General features: G+C 59.9%; 18 protein-coding genes and 1 tRNA gene. 11 read left to right on the top strand and 8 right to left on the bottom strand.

Going from position 1 to position 22,303, the window contains the following annotated elements; all coding sequences use genetic code 11:
• Window positions 1–22: 22 nt before the first annotated feature.
• The gene (locus AC0L28_RS09405) at window positions 23–2,119 is read right to left on the bottom strand and encodes a hypothetical protein (RefSeq protein ID WP_473476977.1); all 2,097 of its coding nucleotides are present in this window, start codon (window positions 2,117–2,119) and stop codon (window positions 23–25) included.
• A gap of 721 nt (window positions 2,120–2,840) precedes the next feature.
• Between AC0L28_RS09405 and AC0L28_RS09400 the strand changes: the two genes are divergently transcribed.
• On the top strand, window positions 2,841–3,551 hold the full coding sequence (locus AC0L28_RS09400) for a helix-turn-helix transcriptional regulator (RefSeq protein WP_023804219.1): 711 nt from the start codon (window positions 2,841–2,843) through the stop codon (window positions 3,549–3,551).
• Window positions 3,552–3,559: 8 nt separating this feature from the next.
• Window positions 3,560–4,042: a hypothetical protein gene (locus AC0L28_RS09395; protein ID WP_023804220.1), complete on the top strand. Its 483-nt coding sequence runs from the start codon at window positions 3,560–3,562 to the stop codon at window positions 4,040–4,042.
• A gap of 213 nt (window positions 4,043–4,255) precedes the next feature.
• Here the strand turns inward: AC0L28_RS09395 and AC0L28_RS09390 are convergent, their stop codons facing one another.
• On the bottom strand, window positions 4,256–4,783 hold the full coding sequence (locus tag AC0L28_RS09390; protein WP_245277906.1) for a transglutaminase-like cysteine peptidase: 528 nt from the start codon (window positions 4,781–4,783) through the stop codon (window positions 4,256–4,258).
• Window positions 4,784–5,275: 492 nt separating this feature from the next.
• On the opposite strand from AC0L28_RS09390, the gene AC0L28_RS09385 reads away from it, so the two are divergent.
• The 4 genes from AC0L28_RS09385 (at window position 5,276) to AC0L28_RS09370 (ending at window position 10,074) form a co-directional block, all read left to right on the top strand.
• Window positions 5,276–5,659 (top strand): hypothetical protein, encoded by a 384-nt coding sequence (locus AC0L28_RS09385; RefSeq protein ID WP_473476975.1) that lies wholly within the window; start codon window positions 5,276–5,278, stop codon window positions 5,657–5,659.
• 387 nt (window positions 5,660–6,046) lie between these two features.
• Window positions 6,047–7,111 carry a glycoside hydrolase family 88 protein gene (locus AC0L28_RS09380; RefSeq protein ID WP_287228502.1) on the top strand — a complete coding sequence of 355 codons (1,065 nt, stop codon included), beginning with the start codon at window positions 6,047–6,049 and terminating at the stop codon, window positions 7,109–7,111.
• A gap of 194 nt (window positions 7,112–7,305) precedes the next feature.
• Window positions 7,306–8,310, top strand: a complete 1,005-nt coding sequence (locus AC0L28_RS09375) for a D-alanine--D-alanine ligase family protein (RefSeq protein WP_027156252.1) — start codon at window positions 7,306–7,308, stop codon at window positions 8,308–8,310.
• Between the two features lie 39 nt (window positions 8,311–8,349).
• Window positions 8,350–10,074 (top strand): GNAT family N-acetyltransferase, encoded by a 1,725-nt coding sequence (locus tag AC0L28_RS09370; protein ID WP_473476971.1) that lies wholly within the window; start codon window positions 8,350–8,352, stop codon window positions 10,072–10,074.
• A 57-nt stretch (window positions 10,075–10,131) separates the two neighbouring features.
• On the opposite strand, the gene AC0L28_RS09365 is transcribed toward AC0L28_RS09370, so the two are convergent.
• Window positions 10,132–11,196: a DUF2332 domain-containing protein gene (locus tag AC0L28_RS09365; RefSeq protein WP_287228507.1), complete on the bottom strand. Its 1,065-nt coding sequence runs from the start codon at window positions 11,194–11,196 to the stop codon at window positions 10,132–10,134.
• A gap of 136 nt (window positions 11,197–11,332) precedes the next feature.
• Between AC0L28_RS09365 and AC0L28_RS09360 the strand changes: the two genes are divergently transcribed.
• Window positions 11,333–12,265 carry an alpha/beta hydrolase family protein gene (locus tag AC0L28_RS09360; RefSeq protein WP_473476968.1) on the top strand — a complete coding sequence of 311 codons (933 nt, stop codon included), beginning with the start codon at window positions 11,333–11,335 and terminating at the stop codon, window positions 12,263–12,265.
• A 269-nt stretch (window positions 12,266–12,534) separates the two neighbouring features.
• Entirely contained in the window at window positions 12,535–12,924 is a 390-nt protein-coding gene (locus AC0L28_RS09355; protein WP_473476965.1) for a hypothetical protein, read from the top strand.
• A 332-nt stretch (window positions 12,925–13,256) separates the two neighbouring features.
• Here AC0L28_RS09355 and AC0L28_RS09350 read toward each other — a convergent pair whose 3' ends face one another.
• From AC0L28_RS09350 to AC0L28_RS09330, 5 genes are all read right to left on the bottom strand, one after another.
• Window positions 13,257–14,261: a toll/interleukin-1 receptor domain-containing protein gene (locus AC0L28_RS09350; RefSeq protein ID WP_473476963.1), complete on the bottom strand. Its 1,005-nt coding sequence runs from the start codon at window positions 14,259–14,261 to the stop codon at window positions 13,257–13,259.
• Window positions 14,262–14,562: 301 nt separating this feature from the next.
• The gene (locus AC0L28_RS09345) at window positions 14,563–15,381 is read right to left on the bottom strand and encodes a hypothetical protein (protein ID WP_473476962.1); all 819 of its coding nucleotides are present in this window, start codon (window positions 15,379–15,381) and stop codon (window positions 14,563–14,565) included.
• Window positions 15,382–15,558: 177 nt separating this feature from the next.
• Window positions 15,559–15,633, bottom strand: a tRNA-Glu gene (locus tag AC0L28_RS09340).
• A 189-nt stretch (window positions 15,634–15,822) separates the two neighbouring features.
• Window positions 15,823–17,076 (bottom strand): YcbK family protein, encoded by a 1,254-nt coding sequence (locus AC0L28_RS09335; protein WP_473476960.1) that lies wholly within the window; start codon window positions 17,074–17,076, stop codon window positions 15,823–15,825.
• Window positions 17,077–17,289: 213 nt separating this feature from the next.
• Window positions 17,290–19,125: a PHA/PHB synthase family protein gene (locus AC0L28_RS09330; protein ID WP_473476958.1), complete on the bottom strand. Its 1,836-nt coding sequence runs from the start codon at window positions 19,123–19,125 to the stop codon at window positions 17,290–17,292.
• A 97-nt stretch (window positions 19,126–19,222) separates the two neighbouring features.
• Between AC0L28_RS09330 and AC0L28_RS09325 the strand changes: the two genes are divergently transcribed.
• From AC0L28_RS09325 to AC0L28_RS09315, 3 genes are all read left to right on the top strand, one after another.
• The gene (locus AC0L28_RS09325; RefSeq protein WP_473476956.1) at window positions 19,223–19,615 is read left to right on the top strand and encodes a hypothetical protein; all 393 of its coding nucleotides are present in this window, start codon (window positions 19,223–19,225) and stop codon (window positions 19,613–19,615) included.
• A 79-nt stretch (window positions 19,616–19,694) separates the two neighbouring features.
• A complete protein-coding gene (locus AC0L28_RS09320) occupies window positions 19,695–20,912 on the top strand; it encodes an LL-diaminopimelate aminotransferase (RefSeq protein WP_077383891.1) in 1,218 nt (405 codons plus the stop codon).
• Between the two features lie 47 nt (window positions 20,913–20,959).
• Window positions 20,960–22,273 (top strand): homoserine dehydrogenase, encoded by a 1,314-nt coding sequence (locus AC0L28_RS09315; RefSeq protein WP_473476954.1) that lies wholly within the window; start codon window positions 20,960–20,962, stop codon window positions 22,271–22,273.
• Window positions 22,274–22,303 lie beyond the last annotated feature (30 nt).

Raw genomic sequence — 22,303 nt, 5'->3', positions numbered from 1 at the left:
GCGGCGAAACCGGCCATGCCAGTTATGTCGCGTCGTCTTCGCCAACCAGCGAGCTGGTGAGGTTGCCGCCCACTACTGTCATGTCGACCGAGTGGCCTTGCAGGTTGGCGCCCATCACGATCTGCTGGTTGAAGCCGTTCATGTCGATGGTGCCATTGGCGTTGGCCTGGCTTATGGCTTCAATGTGCTGGTCGTGGCCGATATTCGACCCCCAGCTGCCGCCGCCGCCGCCGTCGCCAGCCGCGCCGCCGGTCGCAGTCGCTGCGCCGCCGTTGCCGCCAGCGCCGCCCGTGGCGTCGCCGCTCCAGGCATAGCCACCGTCCGCTCCGTCAGCCCAAGCGCCGCTGAGAGCAACCGCGCCCGTTCCACCGGTCGCCGTCGAAGCGCCGCCAGTTGCATCGCCGCCAGTCGCATCGCCGGCCGTGGCCGCACCGCTGGTGGCTGCGCCACCGGTGTTGACGTTGCTCGCCAGGCCGCTGCCGGCACCGCCGCTGCCGGCACCGCCGGTTGCGTCGCCGCTCGTGCCAGCCCCACCCGCGCCGCTGGTCGCGCCGCCGCCGGCGCCGCCGACGCCAGAGCCAGTGCCAGCGCCAGTGCCAGTGCCTGAGCCAGCGCCGCCGGTCGAGTTTGCGCCGCCGCCAGTCGAGCTTGCAGCGCCGCCATCGACATCGGCGAAGTTGCCGGCAACCGCGCCGCCGCCACCGCCACCGCCGCCGCCGCCGCCGCCGCCACCGGTGTTACCGGCATCGGTGTCGCCATTCGCGGCGATCGGGATAGCTACGGCGACGTTGTCATCGCTTTTGTTCCCACCCCAAGAGGCACCGTTGTCGCTGCCAGCTTCGGCATCGTCCATCAGTGCCAGGGCGACAGGTATCGCGGTCGAGTCGCCGCCGCGTCCGCCATTGCCGCCGTCGCCGCCGTCGCCGCCCTTGGCGTCGGCAAAGCCAAGCGCGCCAGCGTCGCCGCCCTTGGCGTCGGCATCGCCGCCGTCGGCCTTGGAGTCGCCGCCGACGCCGACGCCCAGGCCGAGGCCCAGACCGAGCCCGACGCCGTCGCCGCCGTCGCCGCCCTTGGCGTCGCCGCTGTCGCCGCCAAAGGCTTCGCCACTGTCGCCGTAGCCGCCCTTGCCGTCGCCGCCTAGGCCTGCGCCGACAGCCACGCCGGTCGCGTCGCCGCCCTTGGCGTCGCCGCTAACCGCGATCGGCACGGCGTCGCCGCCATCAGCGTTGCCGCCGTCGGACTTGGCGTCAGCGGAGCCGACGACAATCGGCACGCTAACGGCCACACCGCCGCCCTTGGCATCGCCGCCCTTGGCGCTGCCGGTATCGGCATCGCCGCCCTTGGCGCCGAAGCCACCCAAAGCGACCGAATCGCCGGCATGGCCGCCGTCGCCGCCGGCATCAATGCCTTCCTCGGACTTGGCATAACCACCCTTGGCGTCGCCCTTGTTGCCGAAGTAGCCGTCATTCTTGACCGTCGCGCTGCCGAGATAGTCGTTGTCCTTCATGTCGCCGGTCTGGTTGATGATCGTGGCGCTGTGGCCATTGCCAGCCCCGGCAAACGCGCCGTTCAGGACGTCCGAGAAGCTGACGTCATCGCCCGGATCGAAGCTGATGTCGCCGTCGCGGCTGAACATCATGACGCCGCCGAGGCCAACATTCACGTCGTCGAGGTCAATGAAATCGTCGTCCGACTTTCCGTCCGACGACGCGCTGGCGCTAACACTGGCGTTAACATTGGTGTTAACGTTGTTGGTGTTGGTGTTGGTGTTGCTGTTGTTGCTGCTGTTGCTGTTGCTGTTGCTGCTCGAATTGCTGTTGTTATTGCCGTTATTGTTGGTGTTGTTGCTGGTCGAATTGGCCGTAGCGTCGCCAATGCCGATGCCAGCTCCGACACCCACACCTACGCCGACGCCGACACCGGTGGCGTCAGCGTCGCTCTTGGCGTCAGCGTCGGATTTGGCATCGGCTTTGGCGTCGGCGCTGGCGTCGCTCTTGGCGTCGGCGCTGGCGTCGCTCTTGGCATCGCCATCTCCGATATCGATTACGGTGTCGTCATCGGAGACATCGCCGATGAACTGCCAACCGGTGTTGGAGTTATTGCTGTTGCGAGTAGTCATTGTCGTTCCCTCGGTTAGAGGCCGCGACAACCGAACCACATTCAATCTGACGTGGTCTTGGGCTGCTCGCGGCCGTTAAGTTTTCTCGGTAAGAGGCCGCGACAACCGAACCACATTCAATCTGACGTGGTCTTGGCTGCCCGCGGCCGTTAAGTTTCATGTGGTTGGTTTTGGATCGCCTGCGCCTAGGGGACTAAGGCCGGAGATCCGGTCATCGTCTGTTTGTATGGCGTCACCTCCCTTTGACGGGGAGCGAGGCAGCCAGATTGCGCACGAGTTACCGCCTGCGCCGCCCAACGGTGCGGTCGCTCGCTGCTCTCGTGAATCTCTGGATGTTCCCCAAACTCCCAATACGGAACATTGGAAGTCTGTGACCGTCAGCCGTAAATTGTAAGCTGATAGTTGGAGCTAGCCCGTTTGGGACGATCTGTTCGCCATCAAGGGTTAAATCCTGGGCGGAAAACCAGGTCGGCAGCAATCGTGAATGGCGGACAGTTGCGCGCCGCGTCGCGGTGTCCCAGCAATTGCCTAGCTCGTCAGGACTATATTTTTTCGCCTATTTTTGAGTTAGGAAGTCGTTAACGTGTCGTCCGGGTTAGGGGTTCCCGGCCTTTAGTGCTTGTTAGTAGACAGGTGGGCCATGAATGGGGTGGATGGGGTGGAGGCGAGCGGACGAGGTCGAGCTGATTCCGCCGATCGGGAATCCTGGGCCCGACGAACCTTGCTGTTCATCGCCCCTGACGACACGATCTCCGATAGCCTGGTGCATGCCGTCGAAAGGGAATTCCCGTGGATCGGGGCTGAGCGCGTTCGCGACCTTTCCGCCACCTGGACTGCCTTCGATCCTTCGGTTTCCCTCATCCTGATCGATGCGGTATTTCTGAGCGAGATCGATTCCTGTTCCGCCCAGCTGGCCCGCTTCCACCCGGCAGCCATGACCGCTGTGATGCAGGACGACGGCAGGAGGCGGCTTTTCCCCGATGAGGTCTTTGCGTCGCGAGTGGTGCGCGGCGTGCTTCCCATGAACCTGAAGCTGGATGTGTGGCTTTCCGTGATCAGGCTCATGCTGCGCGGAGGCGAATATTTTCCCTTAGCCATGTTTCAGTCGTACCTGAACAACGGCATGCCCCATAGCGAGGCGAAGGAGTCGAAGCCCGCCATCAAACGGCAAGCCGCACTCGAGGAGTCTGGCCAACTGACATGTCGGGAGAGTCAGATCCTGGAAATGGCGTCGCAGGGACTGCAGAATAAAACCATAGCCGCCGCACTTCGCCTTTCCGAACACACCGTCAAAATTCACATGCACAACATCATCAACAAGCTGGGCGCCCACAACAGGACTGAAGCCGCAGCCCTTTTTCATGCCCGACGGGTTGCGGCCGCTGGAATGGTTCCAGGTGCGGATCGCCCGGTGATCTCAACTCTCACGTGAGCAGGTCGATGCCGCGCTTCCAGGAGATTTTACTGCTTGTTGGTCAATTGAACTACACATGGACCAACACGGAAAGCTTGCTGATTTACCTGATTGCCGGTCTGGCGAAAGTAGACAAGGAGACTGCGATCGTCATTTTCCTGACGCTGAACACCACGCGTGCACGGATCGAGTTGGTCGAGCGGTTGGCGAAGATGGCCGGAACACCGGTTGAATGCCGACGCCAGGTTCTGGAGATCGCCAGTCAGCTTACCCGGCAGGGAAAGCTGCGCAACAAATACAGCCACTGCATCTATTCGTTCGACGAAACGGGAACGCATGCGAGCACGCAACTAATGCGCATCTTCGACAGCAAGGATGCAATCAAATATGGGAAGATCGAAGAACTCGACGATTCCGAGATGAAGAGGATCAGCGCCTCCATCCAGGCGATCAGCGCAATCAACAAGGATATTTGGCGGGTCGTCGAACGCAATTCCTTTCCGCATTGAATTGCTTGTCCTGTGACGCCGCGCATCGAGGTTGACATAGGCAGCGATCGGGTCCGGGCCGCCGTGACCTCTGCCTGGACGCATTATCGCGCAGAGCCGGTGACGGTCGCGGCCAACCGTCGGGCTGAGAACGCCAGATCGAAGATAGATCCGGTTTGCGCCCCCAGGAAATCGGCGGGGCGAAATCGACGCGGGGCGATCAAGGCACGGGTGTCAGGTTCTTATCCGCGTCCACTTGCCGTTTTCGGACTGGGACTGCCGAGCAAAATAACGGTAAGACGTCCGTGACCAATTCCTGATTGCGCCCGTTCTGTTATCCAGCACCAGATCGCCCTGGTTCGTCCGCACCGTCAGGACCGTATGACCAGCGCCGCCAAGCGTCGCAACGGTCAGCAACAGGGCGGATGCGGGCCACCCGCGTTTCAACAACTCGGCTTTCTTGAGGATGGCGAAATCCTCGCAATCGCCTTCGCCGGTCGGCAAGCCCCAAACGTCGGCTCGGCCTGCGGAGTCTCTGTCGCCTCTCTCCTTGATGCGGCGATTGACCGACTTGTTCACGCTCGCAAGTTCCGCTTCCAGCCTCGGCGTGAGTTCGACCGCTTTGACCTTGCCGCGGGTGCTGCACAGCGCCGGATCGCTGGCGCAGAATTTGTAGAAGGCGGCCGGTGCAAAGGCGTAGCCTTGCGTGGCCATCTTCGTTGCTGTTCCAGTTGTTTGATTGCTGCAGCCGGCCAACAAAATGGCCGCCGCGAGAAGCGCCGCTGAACGAATCACTGAGTGTCCCCTTTTGGTGGGTCGTCATAATCCTTATGGGGGTTGGTAAATCAATCCTGAGGATCGCGATTGCGCAGGAACAAATTGTTTGCCATACTTAACAAAGTGTTACCGATGGTCGGTAATATTGACTCTTCGCGCAACCAAAGGGGACGGGAGCGCCTTTTTTTCCCTCAAGGAGGAAGAAAATGCACCTGTACCCTGACGTCTCAAGCACGATTCTAAGAATACTGCTCCTTTCATCCGCTGCCTTCACGGTGGCAATGATCACACCGGCAACCGCACAGCAGAGTCAACGTCCTCGGCTTGCGGCTGCACAGTGCCAACCTCTCACTGAAGCCAATTTCGCGCTTTGCTGTATTGCAGCCAACCGCACCAGCATTCTTTCTGCCGCGCAAATCGACATGTGCCCGCCGGTTACCACGGCCCTTATCACCGCCGCCTTGAACGATGGCGGCGATGGTGACGGCGGCAATGGCGGCGGCAGCGGCGGCGGCAATGGCGGCAATGGCGGCGACGGCGACGGCGACGGCGACGGTGACGGCGACGGCGATGGTGACGGCGATGGTGACGGCGACGGCGACGGCGATGGTGACGGCGACGGCGGCAATGGCGGCGGCGGCGGCGGCGGCGGCGGCGATGGCGGCGGCAGTGGCGGCAGCGGCGGCAGCGGCGGCAGCGGCGGCAGCGGCGGCAGCGGCGGCAGCGGTGGTAGCGGCGGCGACGGCGGCAGCGGTGGTAGCGGCGGCAGCGGTGGTAGCGGCGGCAGTGGCGGTGGCGGCGGCAGCGGCGGCTAACGACCCACCAGATATTCGCTCGATAATCGCGAAGGTGAGCGTCTAAAGGCGCTCACCTTCCGTTTGGGATACTGAACTGGAGGGCCGGCGCGAGGCTGACTATCGGCCGCGAAGCTATCTTCACTCCTCCGCGCCGGGCTTCGTCGCAGACCGGCCCTTCAATGCAGCGACAAACCAGGATCTTCACGGCTCTCTACGCTCATTTGGAGCCCGGCCCTACAGCCGAGGCCGTTGCCACCGCATAGACCCTGCCATTACAGTCGACGCTTGAAGAGCAGCCAAAAACTCGATCAATCTCGGCGAAACCATGTCCGCCCAACGGATTCAAACCTCCAAACGCCTCATGCCGAAGACGAACTTTCATCGCGCCGAACGGTCTCCCGAACGACGGACGGACGTGTCGCTGCCGGAGGAGATGGCAAGGATCCGAGACTTGGCGGAAGCCTGGATAATCCGCAATATTGGAAAAAAGGGCCTGTTTACCTACAGTATCAATCCGTATACGGGCGAGAGATCGGAAAAAAACAATGAACTAAGACAGCTTATGTCATCGCGCACGTTGGCGGAAATGAGCGTAGGAAATCTCTCGCTTCGCCCTGTTCATCGCCGGAATTTGTCATTCATCATGAATACATGGTATCGGGAGGAGGGTGGTATTGGTTATATTGAATATGATGGCAAGTCAAAGCTCGGGGCAAATGCGATGCTGCTTCGCACATTCGCGGCAAGCCCTCATTTTGGACAGTTCCAGTCAAAGGCCAGTGCAGCCGCGGAGGGCATCCTTGCGCTCCAGAATGCAGACGGGTCCTTTCGCCCTTGGCTAAAGGAGCCGAATTATTCCTTCGACGCAAAATACCTTTTAACATTTTACTCAGGGGAAGCGCTGGTTGCTTTGCTCGAATATTATACCCGGACTGGATTAACCCGTTATTTCGACGAAGCGGCGCGCAGTGCAGAATTCTATTTAGAGGAATATGTCCGCAATATCGCAGATAATTATTACCCGGCATACGTGCCTTGGCACACCATCGCCTATCGGCATCTATATGAGTTGACGAAAGCCGATAAATTCGCCGAGGCGGTGTTTACTCTGAACGACAAATTGCTTGAACTTCAGGACCGGTCGTACAGGATTGGACGATTCTTCAATCCAGCAACCCCTCAGTACGGCCTTCCGCACGCGTCCTCGGACGGAGTTTATACCGAGGGGCTGGCTTATGCATTCGAGATGGCGCAGCGGACACGGGATGAGGTGAGGGCAGGGCGATACCTTGACGCTATTATGCTCTCGTTGAAAAACATCGCATCCTTGCAGTATAGAGAAAAACTGGATGAATCTTCTCTTCCTTTTTATGCGTACCGAGGAGCCATCAGGACCAATGCAGAGAAAAATAGGTGGGCTCGCATAGACAATGCCCAGCATACGATAGACGCTATCCAGGCCTTGGAGAATTTTCTCGGAAGCAAGCAGGCTTCTAAATTCGAGCTGGGGCTTTGACTCCCGTCAAAGGACAGCCGGGAGCCCCGAACTGCTCCTGCGTTTCTTCACCGGGCAGTGCGGCCAGCATCCCAGTCTGGATCTGTACCATTTCGACCTTCAACGCCACCCAATATATTGCCCGTGGTTCTGCTTGACCGGCTCAAGCCATGATGCAAGCATGGAAAAGCGTTTTGAACACATCAGGCTCATAAATGCCGACGTTGGAATACCTGTTGACCCCATCGCCGGAAGAGCTGGCGCAAACCCATGTGCTGTTTTTGGCGCGTCATGCCCTCGACTCCAGCCCGGAGCGCAGGGCCAAGTACGGCTACCACGTCGTCTACCATGCCATCATGCTCGAAACGCTGCGCGGGCTGGGTTTCAGGGTCACGCCGGCGAGCGAGCACGAGGTGCTGTTCGGGCCTCTCGACTTCGATTTCCTCTATGCCATTCACTCGCATGCGATATTCGATGGTCACGAGCTCCTGGCGCCGGCAATCGCGGCCTATCGTGGCGTCCCGTGTCTCGGCGCATCGGCGTCAAGCCGGGCGGTCTCGGAAGACAAGGTATTGGCCAAGCAACTGGCTGCTTCGCTGGGGCTCGATGTCGCCAAGCACAGGATCATGCAGCCCGGTGAGGTCAGCAATGACAAGTTCAGCCTGCCCGGTTCGTGGATTGTCAAGCCGCGAGGGGGTATCGCTTCCGACGCAATTGTAAAGGTCGAGAATGAAGCGGATTGGCGGGATGCGCTGACAACCATCTCGGATCCGCGTCACGGCGGCCGTGAATTCATTGCAGAAGAGTTTGTGCCGGGCCTCAATCTGACGGTTCCAATTGTCGAGGGCTTCCCCCCGGGTTCATTGGCGGTCTTCGAGGAGCGCGGCCGCCCTGGCGACAATGTTCTGACCAATGAAGCAAAGCGAGGGCTCAACAGTTCCTACAAGTCCGCTCCTTACGACGGACCGGGAGCTGAAGAGGTTTCGGAGGCAACCGCACGAATGGTGGCCGAGATGTCGCCATTCGATTATGCCCGCTTCGACTTCCGTTATGATCCCGACACGCGGCGGACCGTTTTCATCGAAGTGAACATCGCCTGCAACATGGCGCCGGCCTCGGCGGTCTATCGTTCGGCCGCCCTGCATGGGATCAAGTATGAAGAACTGGTGGGACATGTTTTGACGCACAGTCTCAGGCGTCAGAGAAAGCGGCAAAGATAACCGCAACGCTCGATAAGGCACTTCAGTGATGGTCAGCGCATGCAAATCGATATGGTCGACAAATTCGAAGCGTTGGAGCCGCTGAGAGAGAATTGGGACCGGATATATGACTCCGATCCGGAGGCGAACTTCTTCCTGTCGTGGCCATGGATGTCGAATTGGCTGCGACGCCCAAATTGGGTGATTTTGGCCGCGCGGTCTACCGGGTCGAACGAGTATGTCGCCTTCTTCCCTTTGCAACTCGTCACCGGGCTTGATGAGCAGGCGGGGTTTTATAGCAGCATAAGGATGGCCGGCTCGTATTTCGCCACCTATACGGGCTTCATCTGCGTTCCCGAATTCGAAGAGCAAGTCATTTCGTCGTTCGCCGGTCGCCTGCAGGCGCTGAATTGGAGAACGTTACACTGCGACGACATTTCGATATCGGCCAGGCGCCGTCAAATGCTGCTTGGAAGCTTTTCCGACAACGAGTTTGTGAAAGAAAAGATTGAACGACGTCGCCATACCACCCGAACAGGCGAGAACATAAATCATGACATCTACATGTATGTCGATTTGCCAGCCGATTGGGATGAATTCCTGGACGGCAACCTTGGCCCGAAAACCCGTCGTGATGTCCGCCATTTTCTTCGTCAGGTCGAAAATCGCGGAGAATACCGGATAGGTTTGGCAGACTTCGAGACGATCCAAAGCGACCTGGAGGTTTTCTATCAACTTTGGCTTGCGCAGTGGGAGGCCAAAAGCCGCGTCTATGCTCAGGGTGTTATTGCCAACTGCCGCCATATGTTACTTGAGTGCCACAAGGCGGGTGTGCTGTTCTCGCCCGTATTATGGAAAGGCGATACTCCATTAGGAGTGCACATTACGTTTATCGACAGGTCGAAGCGTTCACTCGTCTGTTTCCTCGTCAGCCGCAATCTCGCATTTCGGAAGCCTCCACCGGGCTTGGTGCTTCACGCCTACAGCATCCGTTGGGCAATTCAAAACGGCCTCAGGACTTACGACCTTGGCACTGGAGATTTTTCGTACAAGTACAGTTTCGGATCGAAGGAGCGGCTTGTAGAGGGTGTCCGGATCGACTCCACCAACAGCCGCGGAAACAGGCTGGATCGAAGAAGCCTTCCCTCGGTGATTTCGTCGGTGCGAAAGCTGCGTCAGGAGGGGAAGTTCCATCTGGCCGAGCGCGGCTGCAGGCAGGTGCTCGAAACTGAACTGAGCAATCTGGAGGCGCGCCGGCTTCTGGACGAGCTTGTGGCGGCTAGGCGTATTGAGGAGCAATTTGCGCGTGCGCTGCAATGCCATCGGAGCAAGCAATTTTTGGATGCCCAGAGGATTTATCTGCAGGTACTGGCAGCAAGTCCCCGGCATTACGACGCTAATTATCTGTTGGGCGTTCTATGTCTTCAGGCCGGTCGGTATCAGGCAGCGGACACCTACCTGGCTCGCGCCACTGAGATCAATCCGAAAGCCGCAGCTGCGTACAACAACAGGGGGCATGCCTTGCGCGGCCTGAAACGGTATGACGAGGCTCTCGCGTGCTACGAGAAAGCCATCGGGGTGAAACCCGATTTCGTGCAGGCAATGAACAATCGGGGGGTGACGCTGCGGGCGTTGGGGCGCATTGATGAAGCACTCGCCAGCTTTGACGAGGCGCTGACGCTCAAACCGGACTTTGCCAAGGCCTTATCCAATCGCAACCAGTTGCGTGTGCCCCTGCCGCGCGACCGTTTGTCTATCGCCGATGATGTGGACACCTTAGAGTAAAGCGCATCGCGTTTGCATCTGTCAAGGACAGGAATGGCCGGATAAACCGTCGACCTGCTAACCTTTCCACTCCATCGATAGCCCATGCGGATCGCAGACCGCGAGCGTTTTTACCCTGCGCTCGCCATTGAAGTATCTGCTGACCTTGAGAGGATTGAACGTCTCAGTGGGGTTGGGGTGTGCGACCTCGCCTTCCACGGTGACGCGCCAGACCGGCGCCGTCTTGCTCGCCTCCAACAGGATATCGTTTATGCGTCGGTGTTGATCGCCGGAAAGCTGATAGCCCATTATCGTGTGATACACGCAGCGGGCTTGATAAGGCGGAATCTCCGCCAGTGCAGAGCTCAGGTTCAACACGGCGTCGCCGCCTTTGATCCGGGGCGGATGCGCGGCGGCGACCTTCAAGGCGCCATCCAGTTTTGTAAGCCGGTCAATGCGCTCGGGCCAGACAAGCGCCTTGAGCCACCGGCGTTCATTTTCATCCCGAACATCGGTCGGATAAAGTTCGAGGCCGATCCTCGATGCAACGGGGGGCGGGAACGTCCCCAAAACAGGCACGCCAGGCCCTTCAAGGATGCAGGAAAGGACAAAATCCGCATCGGTCCACCGCTCCAGCTTCGGAGCGCCTTTCCCGTCCGTATACCGATATCCATAGCTGTCGAAGTTCAGGTTCAGGCCGGCGCTGGATCCGATCTCGACGAGACCAAGCGGAGCGGCGGCCTCGCGCGCAACCAGATCGAATGCGGGCAGCAGCAGCGCGCTGCGGCCAGCCTCGTTGGTGTTGGTGGCGCGCTTGGCGATGATGTCGACGAGCTCGGCTTCGTGGGCACCGCAAAAAGCGGCGAAAAGTTCGAATGCGCGATCGTCGGCCGGCCGCGTTCCGCCCAGACTCGGATAATAATCCTTGAGAGGATGATCGACGCCGCCAAGCAGGAGATACTGTACCGCGCCGAAGACAAGGTTCGCCGCCGGCTGGCCCTTCCTGCGCCCTGCCGCCAGGCGCTGCAGCGCGACATTGTCCGCAATCCCGAGCGACAGCTTTTCATAGAGGGGGGAGCCGCCACGACGAGACTCGTTGGCAAAGAAGCGGTAATAGTGAGCGCTAGTTTCAAACACCACCATAGCAGGAACCTAGCGGGCAATAGATGTCTTGGATGTGGATTCCACCTGTAATTGCCTTAATGCTTTCGGCCCAGCGGGTCAAGGAACCGGGCGAACAATAGAGGTTTTCGAGCATACATTCCTGAGAGGCTGGCGGATGAACGAAAGCGTGGACGATTCACCTTCGGGATATACTGTCATTGATGGCGCTTTCCGCGACGAATCGCGCAGCCGTTCCGTGCCGTACCGGCTTTATGCCCCAGCCCCCCTCTCTGGCGCTTCCCCGGTGATCCTTGTGTCGCATGGCATTGGCGGATCGCGCGAGGCGATGCCTTACCTCGGGCGGCGCCTGGCGCAAAGCGGCTACGTGGCGGCGCACCTGCAGCATACCGGGACGGACAGTTCGATCTGGCAACAGGCTAACTCTCTTGCGGAAGTCTACCGCCTTCTTCGTGAAGCCATGTGGGACGCCAATGCGGCGCGCGCGCGATTTCAGGACGTGCCCTTTGCCCTGCGCGAGCTAGCGCGCATGAACGGCGAGGGGCGGCTCGCCGGCCGCCTGGATTTGACACGCATCGGCATGGCCGGACACTCTTATGGAGGCGTCTCGACGATGGTTGCAGCAGGGCAGAGAATGGGTCCGGGCGGGCAGTGGTCGTTCAAGGAGCCAACAATTCGCGCTGGCCTGGTCATGAGCCCGAACATACCCATCCAGGGCGGCGACTTGGCCGCCCTTTACCGCGATATCAGTATCCCGCTGTTTCACATCACGGGGACGAAAGATGGCAATGCGGTGCCCGGCAACAAGGAATTCGATCCGATACAGCGGACCCTTCCTTACGAAGCGCTGACCATCCCTCATCAATATCTGCTGGTTCTCGACGGTGCTGGCCACAATGCGTTTTCCGGCCTGAAGCACGGACCACACGCCCACGGCCCCGAGGAGGAGACCCGCTACACGCGCGTTGTACAAGACGCAGCGGTGTCGTTCTTCGATGCCTACCTGAACGGGAAAACAGCGGCTCTGGCGGCCCTTCGCCAAACGTTTCAATTCAGCCTTGAGCCGACCGACAGGTTTGAATGGAAATAGTTGGGAGTCCGCCAGCGTTCAGTGACAGTTATTCGAGCTAGATTCGACGTGGCGGGATGGGGGGAGCCTGCTTGATTTTGTCTGGTACGCCCAAGGGGAATCGAACCCCTGTTACCGCCGTGAAAGGGGAGAAAACCACTACCGTTCATGCCTAATGCCGAACGCTCGCAAGGCGCTGCAGCAGTCTGCAATTTCTTTGAACGGCATTTGCGGATTTGAAGGCGGATTTGCTTTAGCCTCGCAGGAGCGGTCTCAAAGGAACCGTCCATATGCACCGTACTTTCCGGGGAATCTTGGCGACAATGTTGATTGCCTGTGGTGTCGCAGACGCTGCCGGCTACGCGCAGGCGCAAAATCTGCTCACCATCACCGCACCAGTCTCCGGTCAGACTGTTGATGGGACGCTCTCCTTTTCCGGGACGGCTTTCGTCAACAGTATTACACGGCGCGGTACTATTCGCGGACAGACCAACACTGGGGTCGAATGCCGAGGCACGACCACTGCCAATCTTACCTTCTCGCGTGGAGAAGGAACGATGGTTTGCGGGCAACTCTCAACCCGATTCGTGTTCTCGCTGACCCGCAGACAACCCCCGGTTGGCACAGGAACGGGAACCCTTTCCGACGGGCGCAAAGTGGTGTTGAGAATAGGACAATGACCGCAAAACGACTGGCACGAATTGATGTCCTACTCACAGCGCACGTGGCTTTCACACCGTTTGGCCCAGTTGCCAGAACCGGTCTTGGTCGCGCCATTTCCGGTTATTGGCGGGACGGACCATTAGCAGACATTTAGCACCAGGATTGGTGCTGTTGTCGAGGACGGGACCTGCAGAGCCTTGAGCGGATCGTGAAAACCTGGACGAGAACTGGTCGCCGCGTGGTGGTATGCGACTTTGCCGGCAGTTTGTCACCGGCGAGATGGACGACAAGGCGAAGCGCCAGCGCAAGAGCACCGCCAACAGGGTGCTCACGGTGCTAAAGGCCGCGTTCAACCCTGCCTTCCGCGATGAGCATGTGACCGACGACGCTCGATCCCGGTATTCTTTTTGCCCGATTTCTTGCCAGCTGCTTTCTCCTGCGCAGCTATCACGGCGGCGGAATCTTTACCTCCCTTATCAAAGTCAATGACGTGCTCTGGAAGGAAAACCACTTGGCTATCATAATCTAGATCATGCCAATCGACGACACAGAAAGGCTGGTTGCGCAATCGCCCGATAAAGTAAGGGCCATTCAAACCAACAATTTCTACCCACATGCGTTCACCACCACCCGCAACCTCTCTTTCGTCAAAATCCTCCGGATAGACGTATTCAAACATCAGCTTGACGACATCACCTACAACTAGCGATCTGCGCGTTGCCTCGCTGGGTATCTGGAAAGTCTCGGGATGCAACTCGTTGCGAACCACCCCACTCTGCAACTCCCAATGTTCGATTTCGAAATCGGCAAGTCGTACAAGGTCAATTATCGCCAAGCTTTCGATGTGCCCTAGTACGAACGGGGGCGGATTTCCCAGGGTTGGTCGCGTCAGCCCCGGCTTTCCGTACACGTGTCGCAGCAGGTTCTCGAACATTGGGTCAAACTGAGCATCAAGGCGCATATCGATCGCCCTGATTCCCATAAAATGCGGAGGCACCGCACAATTCGGGTCGCCTGGTGATAGATTGCCGTTCCGAATGATTAGTACGAATTTCGATCGTGCAATAGATGCAGCGACGTGAGAAGAAATGATCTGCGCTTCGAACCCGACTCCGCCCTTCCTCGCCGTTGACTTGGCGGCGTACTGGGGGGTGCAGATGATGAACACAAAATCTGCAGTCGAGAGCTTTTCTTCCATGTATTGCGTAAGGCTTTCGCCGTACTGGACATCCCAGTCATCGAGGTAGGCGTGGACGCCATTCGATACCAATCGCTCGGCGAGCGTTCTCACCCAGACCTTATGATCTTCGTTGTCCCAAGAATATGAGACGAAGACGTGTTTCGGTTCAGTCATGATTGCCCTGAGTCAGGCCGAAATTGATCCAGTGGTGTGGTCACTAAGGAACTGCGCTGTCAAGGGCGGCTGCGCACCGCCCACACACTTGGGGCGACGCGCATGGCTCTACGGCTGTAAGCGGCGTCTTTGACCGAGCTACTTGGGAGCAGGAAATGCTCCGGCAAACTGTACGTCGAGATCAATGGATTGGAGAGTCCGGTTTTCGAGTTTGGGCGAAGACCAGTCCTCTGAATTCTGATGGTGAAAATCGATCTTTATCTTAGGCCTGCCGACACTGTCGCCTAAGATAATTTTCCAATTAATGCCGAACACACTGAAGGGGCGAACAACTCCCGGAGTTGTGCTCGTCGTCAGTTTCAAGAGTTATCTGAAAGCACATTGCTCCAGCGACGAAAGCGAAAACGTACTCTGGAAGACGCCTCTCGTCGTTCAATCGCCTTAAGACTGCGCCTTGAACGATCGGTGCCGGATTCATCACATTCGCATAGGAAGTGACTACCTCAAAGCTTTTCGGCAGCGCCGATTCATCCTTTCCAGCGAGCCAGGCCTTCAGCTTTTCAAAGTGTTCTAGATGTTCCTGGGGTAGGATTGCTACGCCCATCTTCGCCAGCGCTTTGTATGCTAACAGTGGCACATATCTCTCTGGCGGCACCGGAATCTTGAATTTCACGTTCCGGCTACTCGGATTGATGGATACATATTCGCCCGGGTGGCCGTCTGTTATGCGAACGCTCACCGAGCGCGGGCTTCCGGGGCTCTCACGAATAACAGCGGTGCCCGCGGATCGCCCGGTCTGAGGGGATCTTCCACTCTTGCCTTTGACGCCTCCTAACGTCAGGAAGGGCTTAACCCGCTCCGCCAGCGCTCCCTCATTCTGGCTGAATCTTGCGTTGCATTCATCGCATTCATCGCGGCTGAAGATCTTGTTGCTTCCGAAGAAGTGAGGAAACGTATGAGCTTCCTTTTTGAATTTCTTCGGATCAGTCTGCCCGCAGAAACGACATTTCCCCTTGGAGCCAATGTAATGTCGCTGTGTTTCCGAATGCGAAAAGATCGAAACGAGGATGCCGTAGTTGCCCTCCGTATCGAGTTTGATGGTCCCATCTGGAATGCTCACATCGGCTCCCTTGAGGATTGACCGGACCTCTGCGGTTCGCGGATACCTTATGGGGCAACATGACACCGTTCGCCCGAACGTCAAATTTGGCGCGGCGCAGAATCACCGTCCAAGCGCATATATCGCACAAAAGTTACACAAAATCGGATGGGTATAAGCTAAGTGCTTGAAAATGGCTGGTACGCCCAAGGGGAATCGAACCCCTGTTACCGCCGTGAAAGGGCGGTGTCCTGACCGCTAGACGATGGGCGCGCTCAGATGTGAGCGCTTATAGTTGCGTTGCACCAAACCGGCAACCCGTCTGCCGCTACCTGCGACAACTTTTTTCGGTGACCGCAAAACCGCGCATTTTCGGCGATTTCCCCCCGGTTCGACGCAGCATCGCGTGCCGTGCTGAGACAGCACACTGCGGCGTTGCATAGACGAGAGGAGAACCAGCCGTTACCGCCGCCGGCGGCAGCGCCAGTTCCAGTCGCGCTCGGGACCGACGTCGATGTGGACGGATTCGGTATGGCAGTAGGTGCCGACGCCGCCGCGCCCTGGCATGCTGCGGATGTAGCTTGCCAGTTGCGCTTTCGAGACGCCTGGAACCTGGATGTCGGCAGCGGCGCAATACATGTGCAGCGAATTCTTGGCGCCGTTGGCGCGGCGATTGCGGGACGGATCACGATAGCCGGAGGTGACGATCATCTTCTTGCCGTAGTGGCCCTCGATCGTCTTCAGCACGCGGACCAGCGAAGGTTTCAGGCAGGCAACGTCGACATTCTCCGTCTGCTTCAAAAGACCGTTGGGCGCCAGCCGGGCAAGACCGGGAGCGTATGCCACCTGATAGGCGTCGCCTTCATCCTCATTCAGATCGACGTCGCTGTCGTCGTCGAGGCCGGATTTGCGCTTGATCTCGAAAAGCGCGGTCTTGCGCACGCCAGGCAGCGCGTCATCGGTGAAACGGCTGGTATCGCCGAGCGAAGCCAGTTGCACCGGCTTTTCAGCCGATTTGGCCGAGGCCAGGGTGATGGCGGGTTTTGCCGCCGCCTTGGGCTGAGCGGCCTTGGGCTGCGCCGCCGGCGGCTGCTCGCCCGACCTGTTGCTGGCCTGCGGGGCAGGTGCTGCCGAGGCAGGCGTGCTGAACAAAGAGGCGAGGAACCCCTTCTTCTTCGGCGCATAGGCCTGCGGCTCTGCGGCGGTCACATAGACCGGGTTGTTCATCGCCGGCGCGGCGGCCTCGGCCTTTGACTTCGGCGCGGCCGTGCCGGCATCGGCGGTTTCAGTCTTCTGCGCAGCAGCGTCGGCCTGTTCAACCGTCTGCGCCGCCTGTGGCTGCGGCGTCTGGCCCGCAGCCGCCTCTGCGCCCGCTTTGGCCGGGACGGGGAAGCCGGCATCCGATTTGGTGCCTCCCTGGAGGGCCTGCGCCCCTGGCTTGGCCGCTGGCACATGAGCGACCTGCTCGGGAAGGCTTGCGTCGCCCTTGGCGGTCATCGTCATTTGTGAAGTCGTCATCTGCGACGATGAATCAGTGGTGACCTGTTGGCTGCCGGAGGCCGTGTCTGGTGCCGAGGCATTGTAGCCGGGCATGCCGACGGACAGGGATGGGTCGCCGGCCGAGGTGCAGGACGCCAGGAGCACGGAGAAAAGCGCGGCCGCAATGGCGCGGCTTTCTCCCTTCGCGAGGCGCGATCCTGCTGATTTCAAAACCAAATTCCCCCTCGATGTCCGGTCGGTACTTCATTGGCGGCACCGAAAAGTCTCGCCGCAATAAACCCTTGTCCCCGAGCGGAAACGAGACCTGTGTCAAATCCGCAAGCCCCAGAGTAATTCGACGGCTAGAGAAGAATCGGGAGTGCTTAAGGGTTGACGACACCATTTCGCCCTCTTTTACCGGCGCGTCAACTCACCACACATTACAGAAGGTTACACACGCACCTTGACATAGGTGCCTGGCGCATCGCCCAGGGTTTTCATGTGCTTGCCGGGTTTGCGGGCCGGCACGCGGGTGTCGTCCTTGGCCTCGATCCAGCGTTGCCAGTGCGACCACCAGGAGCCGGGATGGTTGGTGGCCTTGGCGAGCCACTCGTTGAAGTCGCCGGTTGGCTTGCTCCCGGTCCAGAAGTGATATTTCTGCGCCGCCGGCGGATTGACGACGCCGGCGATGTGGCCGGAGCCGGCCAGGACGTAGTCGACCTCGCCGCCGAAATATTTCGAACCGAGGAACACCGAAAGCGCCGGCGCGATATGGTCTTCCTTGGAGGCGAGGTTGTAGACCGGGATGGTGACATCCTTCAGCGAGACGACGCGGCCCGCCAGTTCCATCTCGCCTTGCGAAAGTCTGTTCTCGAGATAGCAATTGCGCAGGTAGAAGGAATGGTTGGCTGCGGCCATGCGGGTCGAATCGGCGTTCCAGTAGAGCAGGTCGAAGGGCAGGGGATCCTTGCCGCGCATGTAGTTGTTGACGACATAGGGCCAGATCAGGTCGCCCGAGCGCAGCATGTTGAAGGCGGTCGCCATCTTGGTGCCGTCGAGATAGCCTTTCTCGTTCATCGCCTTTTCGACGGCCGCGACCTGCTCCTCGTCGACGAACACTTTCAGGTCGCCGGCATGGGTGAAATCGACCTGCGTGGTGAAGAAGGTGGCCGATTTGATGCGGTGGTCGCCCTCCTGCGCCAAAAGCGCCAGGGCGGCTGCCAGCAACGTGCCGCCGACGCAATAGCCGACGGCGTTGACGTCCTGTTCGCCGGTGGCCTTTTCGATCGTGTCCAGGCCGTATTGCAGGCCCTCTCTGATATAGGCCTCCCAGCTCTTGGTGCCGTGCCGCTCGTCCGGGTTGATCCAGGAGATGACGAAGACGGTGTGGCCCTGCTCGACCGCCCAGCGGATGAAGGATTTTTGCGGGTTGAGATCGAGAATGTAGAATTTGTTGATCCATGGCGGGCAGATCAGCAGCGGCCGCTTGAGCACGGTTTCGGTCGCCGGATCATATTGCAGGATCTCGGCGACGTCGCTGCGGCCCACCACCTTGCCGGGTGTCGTGGCCAGGTTCTTGCCGATCTCGAAGGACGAATAATCGGCCTGCCTCAGTTTCAGGTCGCCCTTGCCGGCGGCGATGTCCTCGGCCAGCATCTTCATGCCGCGCACCAGGTTTTCGCCATTCGAAGCGATGGTCTCGCGAAACAGTTCCGGGTTGGTCAGGATGAAATTCGACGGCGAAATGGCGTTGGACACCTGCTTGACGTAGAAACCGGCCTTGTGGCGGGTGTGCTCGTCCAGGCCATCGGCGTGTTCGACCAGGTCGTTCGCCCAGCGCGAGGTGACGAGATAGGCCTGCTTGAGGAAATCGAAGAAAGCGTTGCGGCCCCATTCCGGGTCCTGGAAACGCTTGTCGCCGGGCTCGGGCTTGAACGCGCCTTCGGCGTCTTCGCCGCCGTCGCTGAGGCGCTGGATGGAGTTGGCCCAGACGGTCATGTAGCCGGAGAACAGCCGCGTTTGCGCCTCCAGCGCGCGCTGCGGATCGGAAAGCCAGTATTCGCTGAGCTTAGAGAAGGTTTTCACCATATCGACGACCGGCTCGGCGACATGATCGCGCACGTCGCCTTTTTCGCGCGGCTCGGCCCATGCGGAAGCCGCCTTGCCGGCTTGCTCGATCATGCGCGCCATGTTCAAGGCGAAGCGCTCCGGATCCTTGACCAGATATTGCTCGACGGTCGAAGGCCGGTCATCTTCCGCTTTGCCCGAATCGGGTGTTTTGGACATGGTTCGCGGGGTTCCTCCCGAAGCGTTTTCTTGACATAGTATCATGGCACATCCAACAGGGTCCAACGCGCTCTATTTTGGCTACCCGGGAAACAATATGACGACTGATACTGGCAAAACTGTTTTTTCTGGCACTGGTCGTTTTTGCCGCACAGGCGCGGCGGTCGTCTTTTTGGCGATATCAGGCTGTTCGAGCACCAACATCGAGGGCGCCACGCCTGTCGCTGCTACCGACGGGCCGAAGAACACCGGCACCTATCCGAACCTGAATATCCCGCCGCAGGCGGCGGCGGAGCAATTCACCGAGGCGGAAAAGAACGCCAAGCTCGCCCAGTTGAAGGCGGAGGCACAGGCGCAGGGCTCAAAGGGCGGCGCGGTCAAGGTCGCGAACCCGGCGGCGCTGAACACATTGGCAAAGCAGCACGGCGCCGATGCGCTGAAGCAGATCGAAGCCAAATGCGATCCCGCCCTCGACCCTACCTGCAAATAGGATTATATCGCGCGACCGACAACCACCTTTGCCAAAACCACTTTGACCGTCTGGAATTGAACCCACCACTGGAAACGACATGGAAGAATTTCACAAGGTCCGCCGGCTTCCGCCCTACGTCTTCGAGCAGGTCAACCGGCTGAAGGCCAGTGCCCGATCGCGCGGCGCCGACATCATCGACCTTGGCATGGGCAATCCGGACCTGCCGACGCCCAAGGCCATCGTCGACAAATTGTGCGAGGTCGTGCGCGACCCGCGCACGCACCGCTATTCATCGTCGCGCGGCATTCCGGGCCTGCGCCGCGCCCAGGCCAATTACTATGCCCGCCGTTTCGGCGTGAAACTCGACCCGGACACGCAAGTGGTGGCGACGCTGGGCTCGAAGGAGGGCTTCGCCAATATGGCGCAGGCGATCACCGCGCCCGGCGACGTGATCCTGTGCCCAAATCCGACCTATCCGATCCACGCTTTCGGCTTCATCATGTCTGGCGGCGTCATCCGCTCGTTGCAGGTGGAACCGGACGACGGCTTCATTCCGGCGCTGGAGCGCGGCATCCGCCATTCGATCCCGAAGCCGCTGGCGTTGATCCTCAATTATCCGTCGAACCCGACGGCGCAGGTCGCCTCGCTCGATTTCTACAAGGAGGTGGTGGCGTTCGCCAAGAAGAACGACATCATCATCCTGTCTGACCTTGCCTATTCGGAAATCTATTTCGACGGCAATCCGCCGCCCTCGGTGCTGCAGGTGCCGGGCGCGATCGACGTGGCGGTCGAGTTCACCTCGATGTCGAAGACCTTTTCGATGCCCGGCTGGCGCATGGGTTTTGCCGTCGGCAACGAGCGGCTGATCTCGGCGCTGACGCGGGTGAAATCCTATCTCGACTACGGCGCCTTCACGCCGATCCAGGTGGCGGCGGCGCATGCGCTGAACGGCGACGGCGCCGATATCGCCGAAGTGCGCGACATCTACCACAAGCGCCGCGACGTCATGGTCGACGCCTTCAGCCGCGCCGGCTGGGTCGTCCCGGCGCCGGCGGCGTCGATGTTTGCCTGGGCGCCGATCCCGGAGCCGTTCAAGCATCTCGGCTCGCTCGAATTCTCCAAGCTTCTGATCGAGCACGCCGACGTGGCGGTGGCGCCGGGCGTCGGCTTCGGCGAGCATGGCGACGACCATGTGCGCATCGCGCTGGTCGAGAACGAGCACCGGATCCGGCAGGCGGCGCGCAACATCAAGCGCTTCCTGGCGTCCAGCGCCAAACAGCCCAACAATGTGGTGCCGCTCGCCGCGCATCGTTGAGTTGCCTGATACCACATCGACCAAATTCTTGAAGGGCGTCGCCGGACATGGCTGAAGCGTTGCGTGTTGGAATCGCCGGTCTCGGCACTGTCGGCGCGTCGGTGGCGCGCGTTCTGCGCGACAAGGCGGCGGAACTGACTCGGCAATGCGGCCGCGAGGTCGTCGTGACGGCCGTTTCGGCCCGCGATCCCAAACGCGACCGCGGCGTCGATCTCGGCGCGGCCAAGTGGTTCGACGATCCGGTAAGAATGGCGCAGACCGCCGAGATCGATGTCTTCGTCGAACTGATCGGCGGCGACGAAGGGCCGCCGCATTCATCGGTGAAAGCGGCGCTTGAATCCGGCCGCCACGTCGTCACCGCCAACAAGGCGCTGCTCGCCAAGCATGGCGTTGCGCTGGCCGAGATCGCCGAGAGGAAGGGCGTTCTGCTTAATTACGAGGCGGCGGTGGCGGGCGGCATTCCGGTCATCAAGACGATGCGCGAGGCGATGGCCGGCAATTCGGTGACCCGCGTCTTCGGCATCCTCAACGGCACCTGCAACTACATTCTGACCCGCATGGAAGCCGAGGGCCTGTCGTTCGACGACTGCCTGAAAGATGCGCAGCGGCTGGGCTATGCCGAGGCCGACCCGACCTTCGACATCGAGGGCCACGATACCGCGCACAAACTGTCGATCCTGACCAGCCTTGCCTTCGGCACGAGGATTGCCGCCAACGACATCTACATGGAAGGCATTTCCAACATCAGCCAGGCCGACATCCGCGCGGCCGGTGATCTCGGCTACCGGATAAAGCTGCTCGGCGTCGCCCAGCGCACGGAAAGCGGGATCGAACAGCGCGTGCACCCGACCATGGTGCCGACGGCCTCGGTCATCGCGCAGGTGCACGGCGTCACCAATGCGGTGGCCATCGAAACCGATATCCTTGGCGAGCTTTTGCTCTCCGGTCCCGGTGCCGGCGGCAACGCCACCGCATCGGCGGTGGTCGGCGACATTGCCGACATCGCCAAGAGCCGGCCCGGCTTCCAGCACGGTCCGGTCTTCGGCCTGCCGGCGAAGGAATTGCGGCCGTACAAGAAGGCGCAGATGCGCAGCCATGCGGGCGGCTATTTCATCCGGCTGACCGTGCATGACCGCATCGGCGTCTTTGCCGCCATCGCCAAGCGCATGGCCGACAACGACATTTCGCTGGAATCGATCGTGCAGCACGCCGCCGGGCCGGATACCGCCTTGCAGAAGACAGTGATTCTCGTCACCCACGAGACGACGGAAGCGGCGGTCCGCAAGGCTGTCGACGGCATCACCAGGGACGATCATCTGACCGACAAGCCGCAGGTCATCCGCATCGAGCGGGCGGAATAGGCATATCGCTTTTCTCCTCAATCGATTGAT

This window comes from Mesorhizobium sp. WSM4847 (assembly GCF_055811335.1).
Note: the sequence above shows the minus strand (reverse complement) of the source record. Positions and strands in the feature narration are given on the sequence as shown.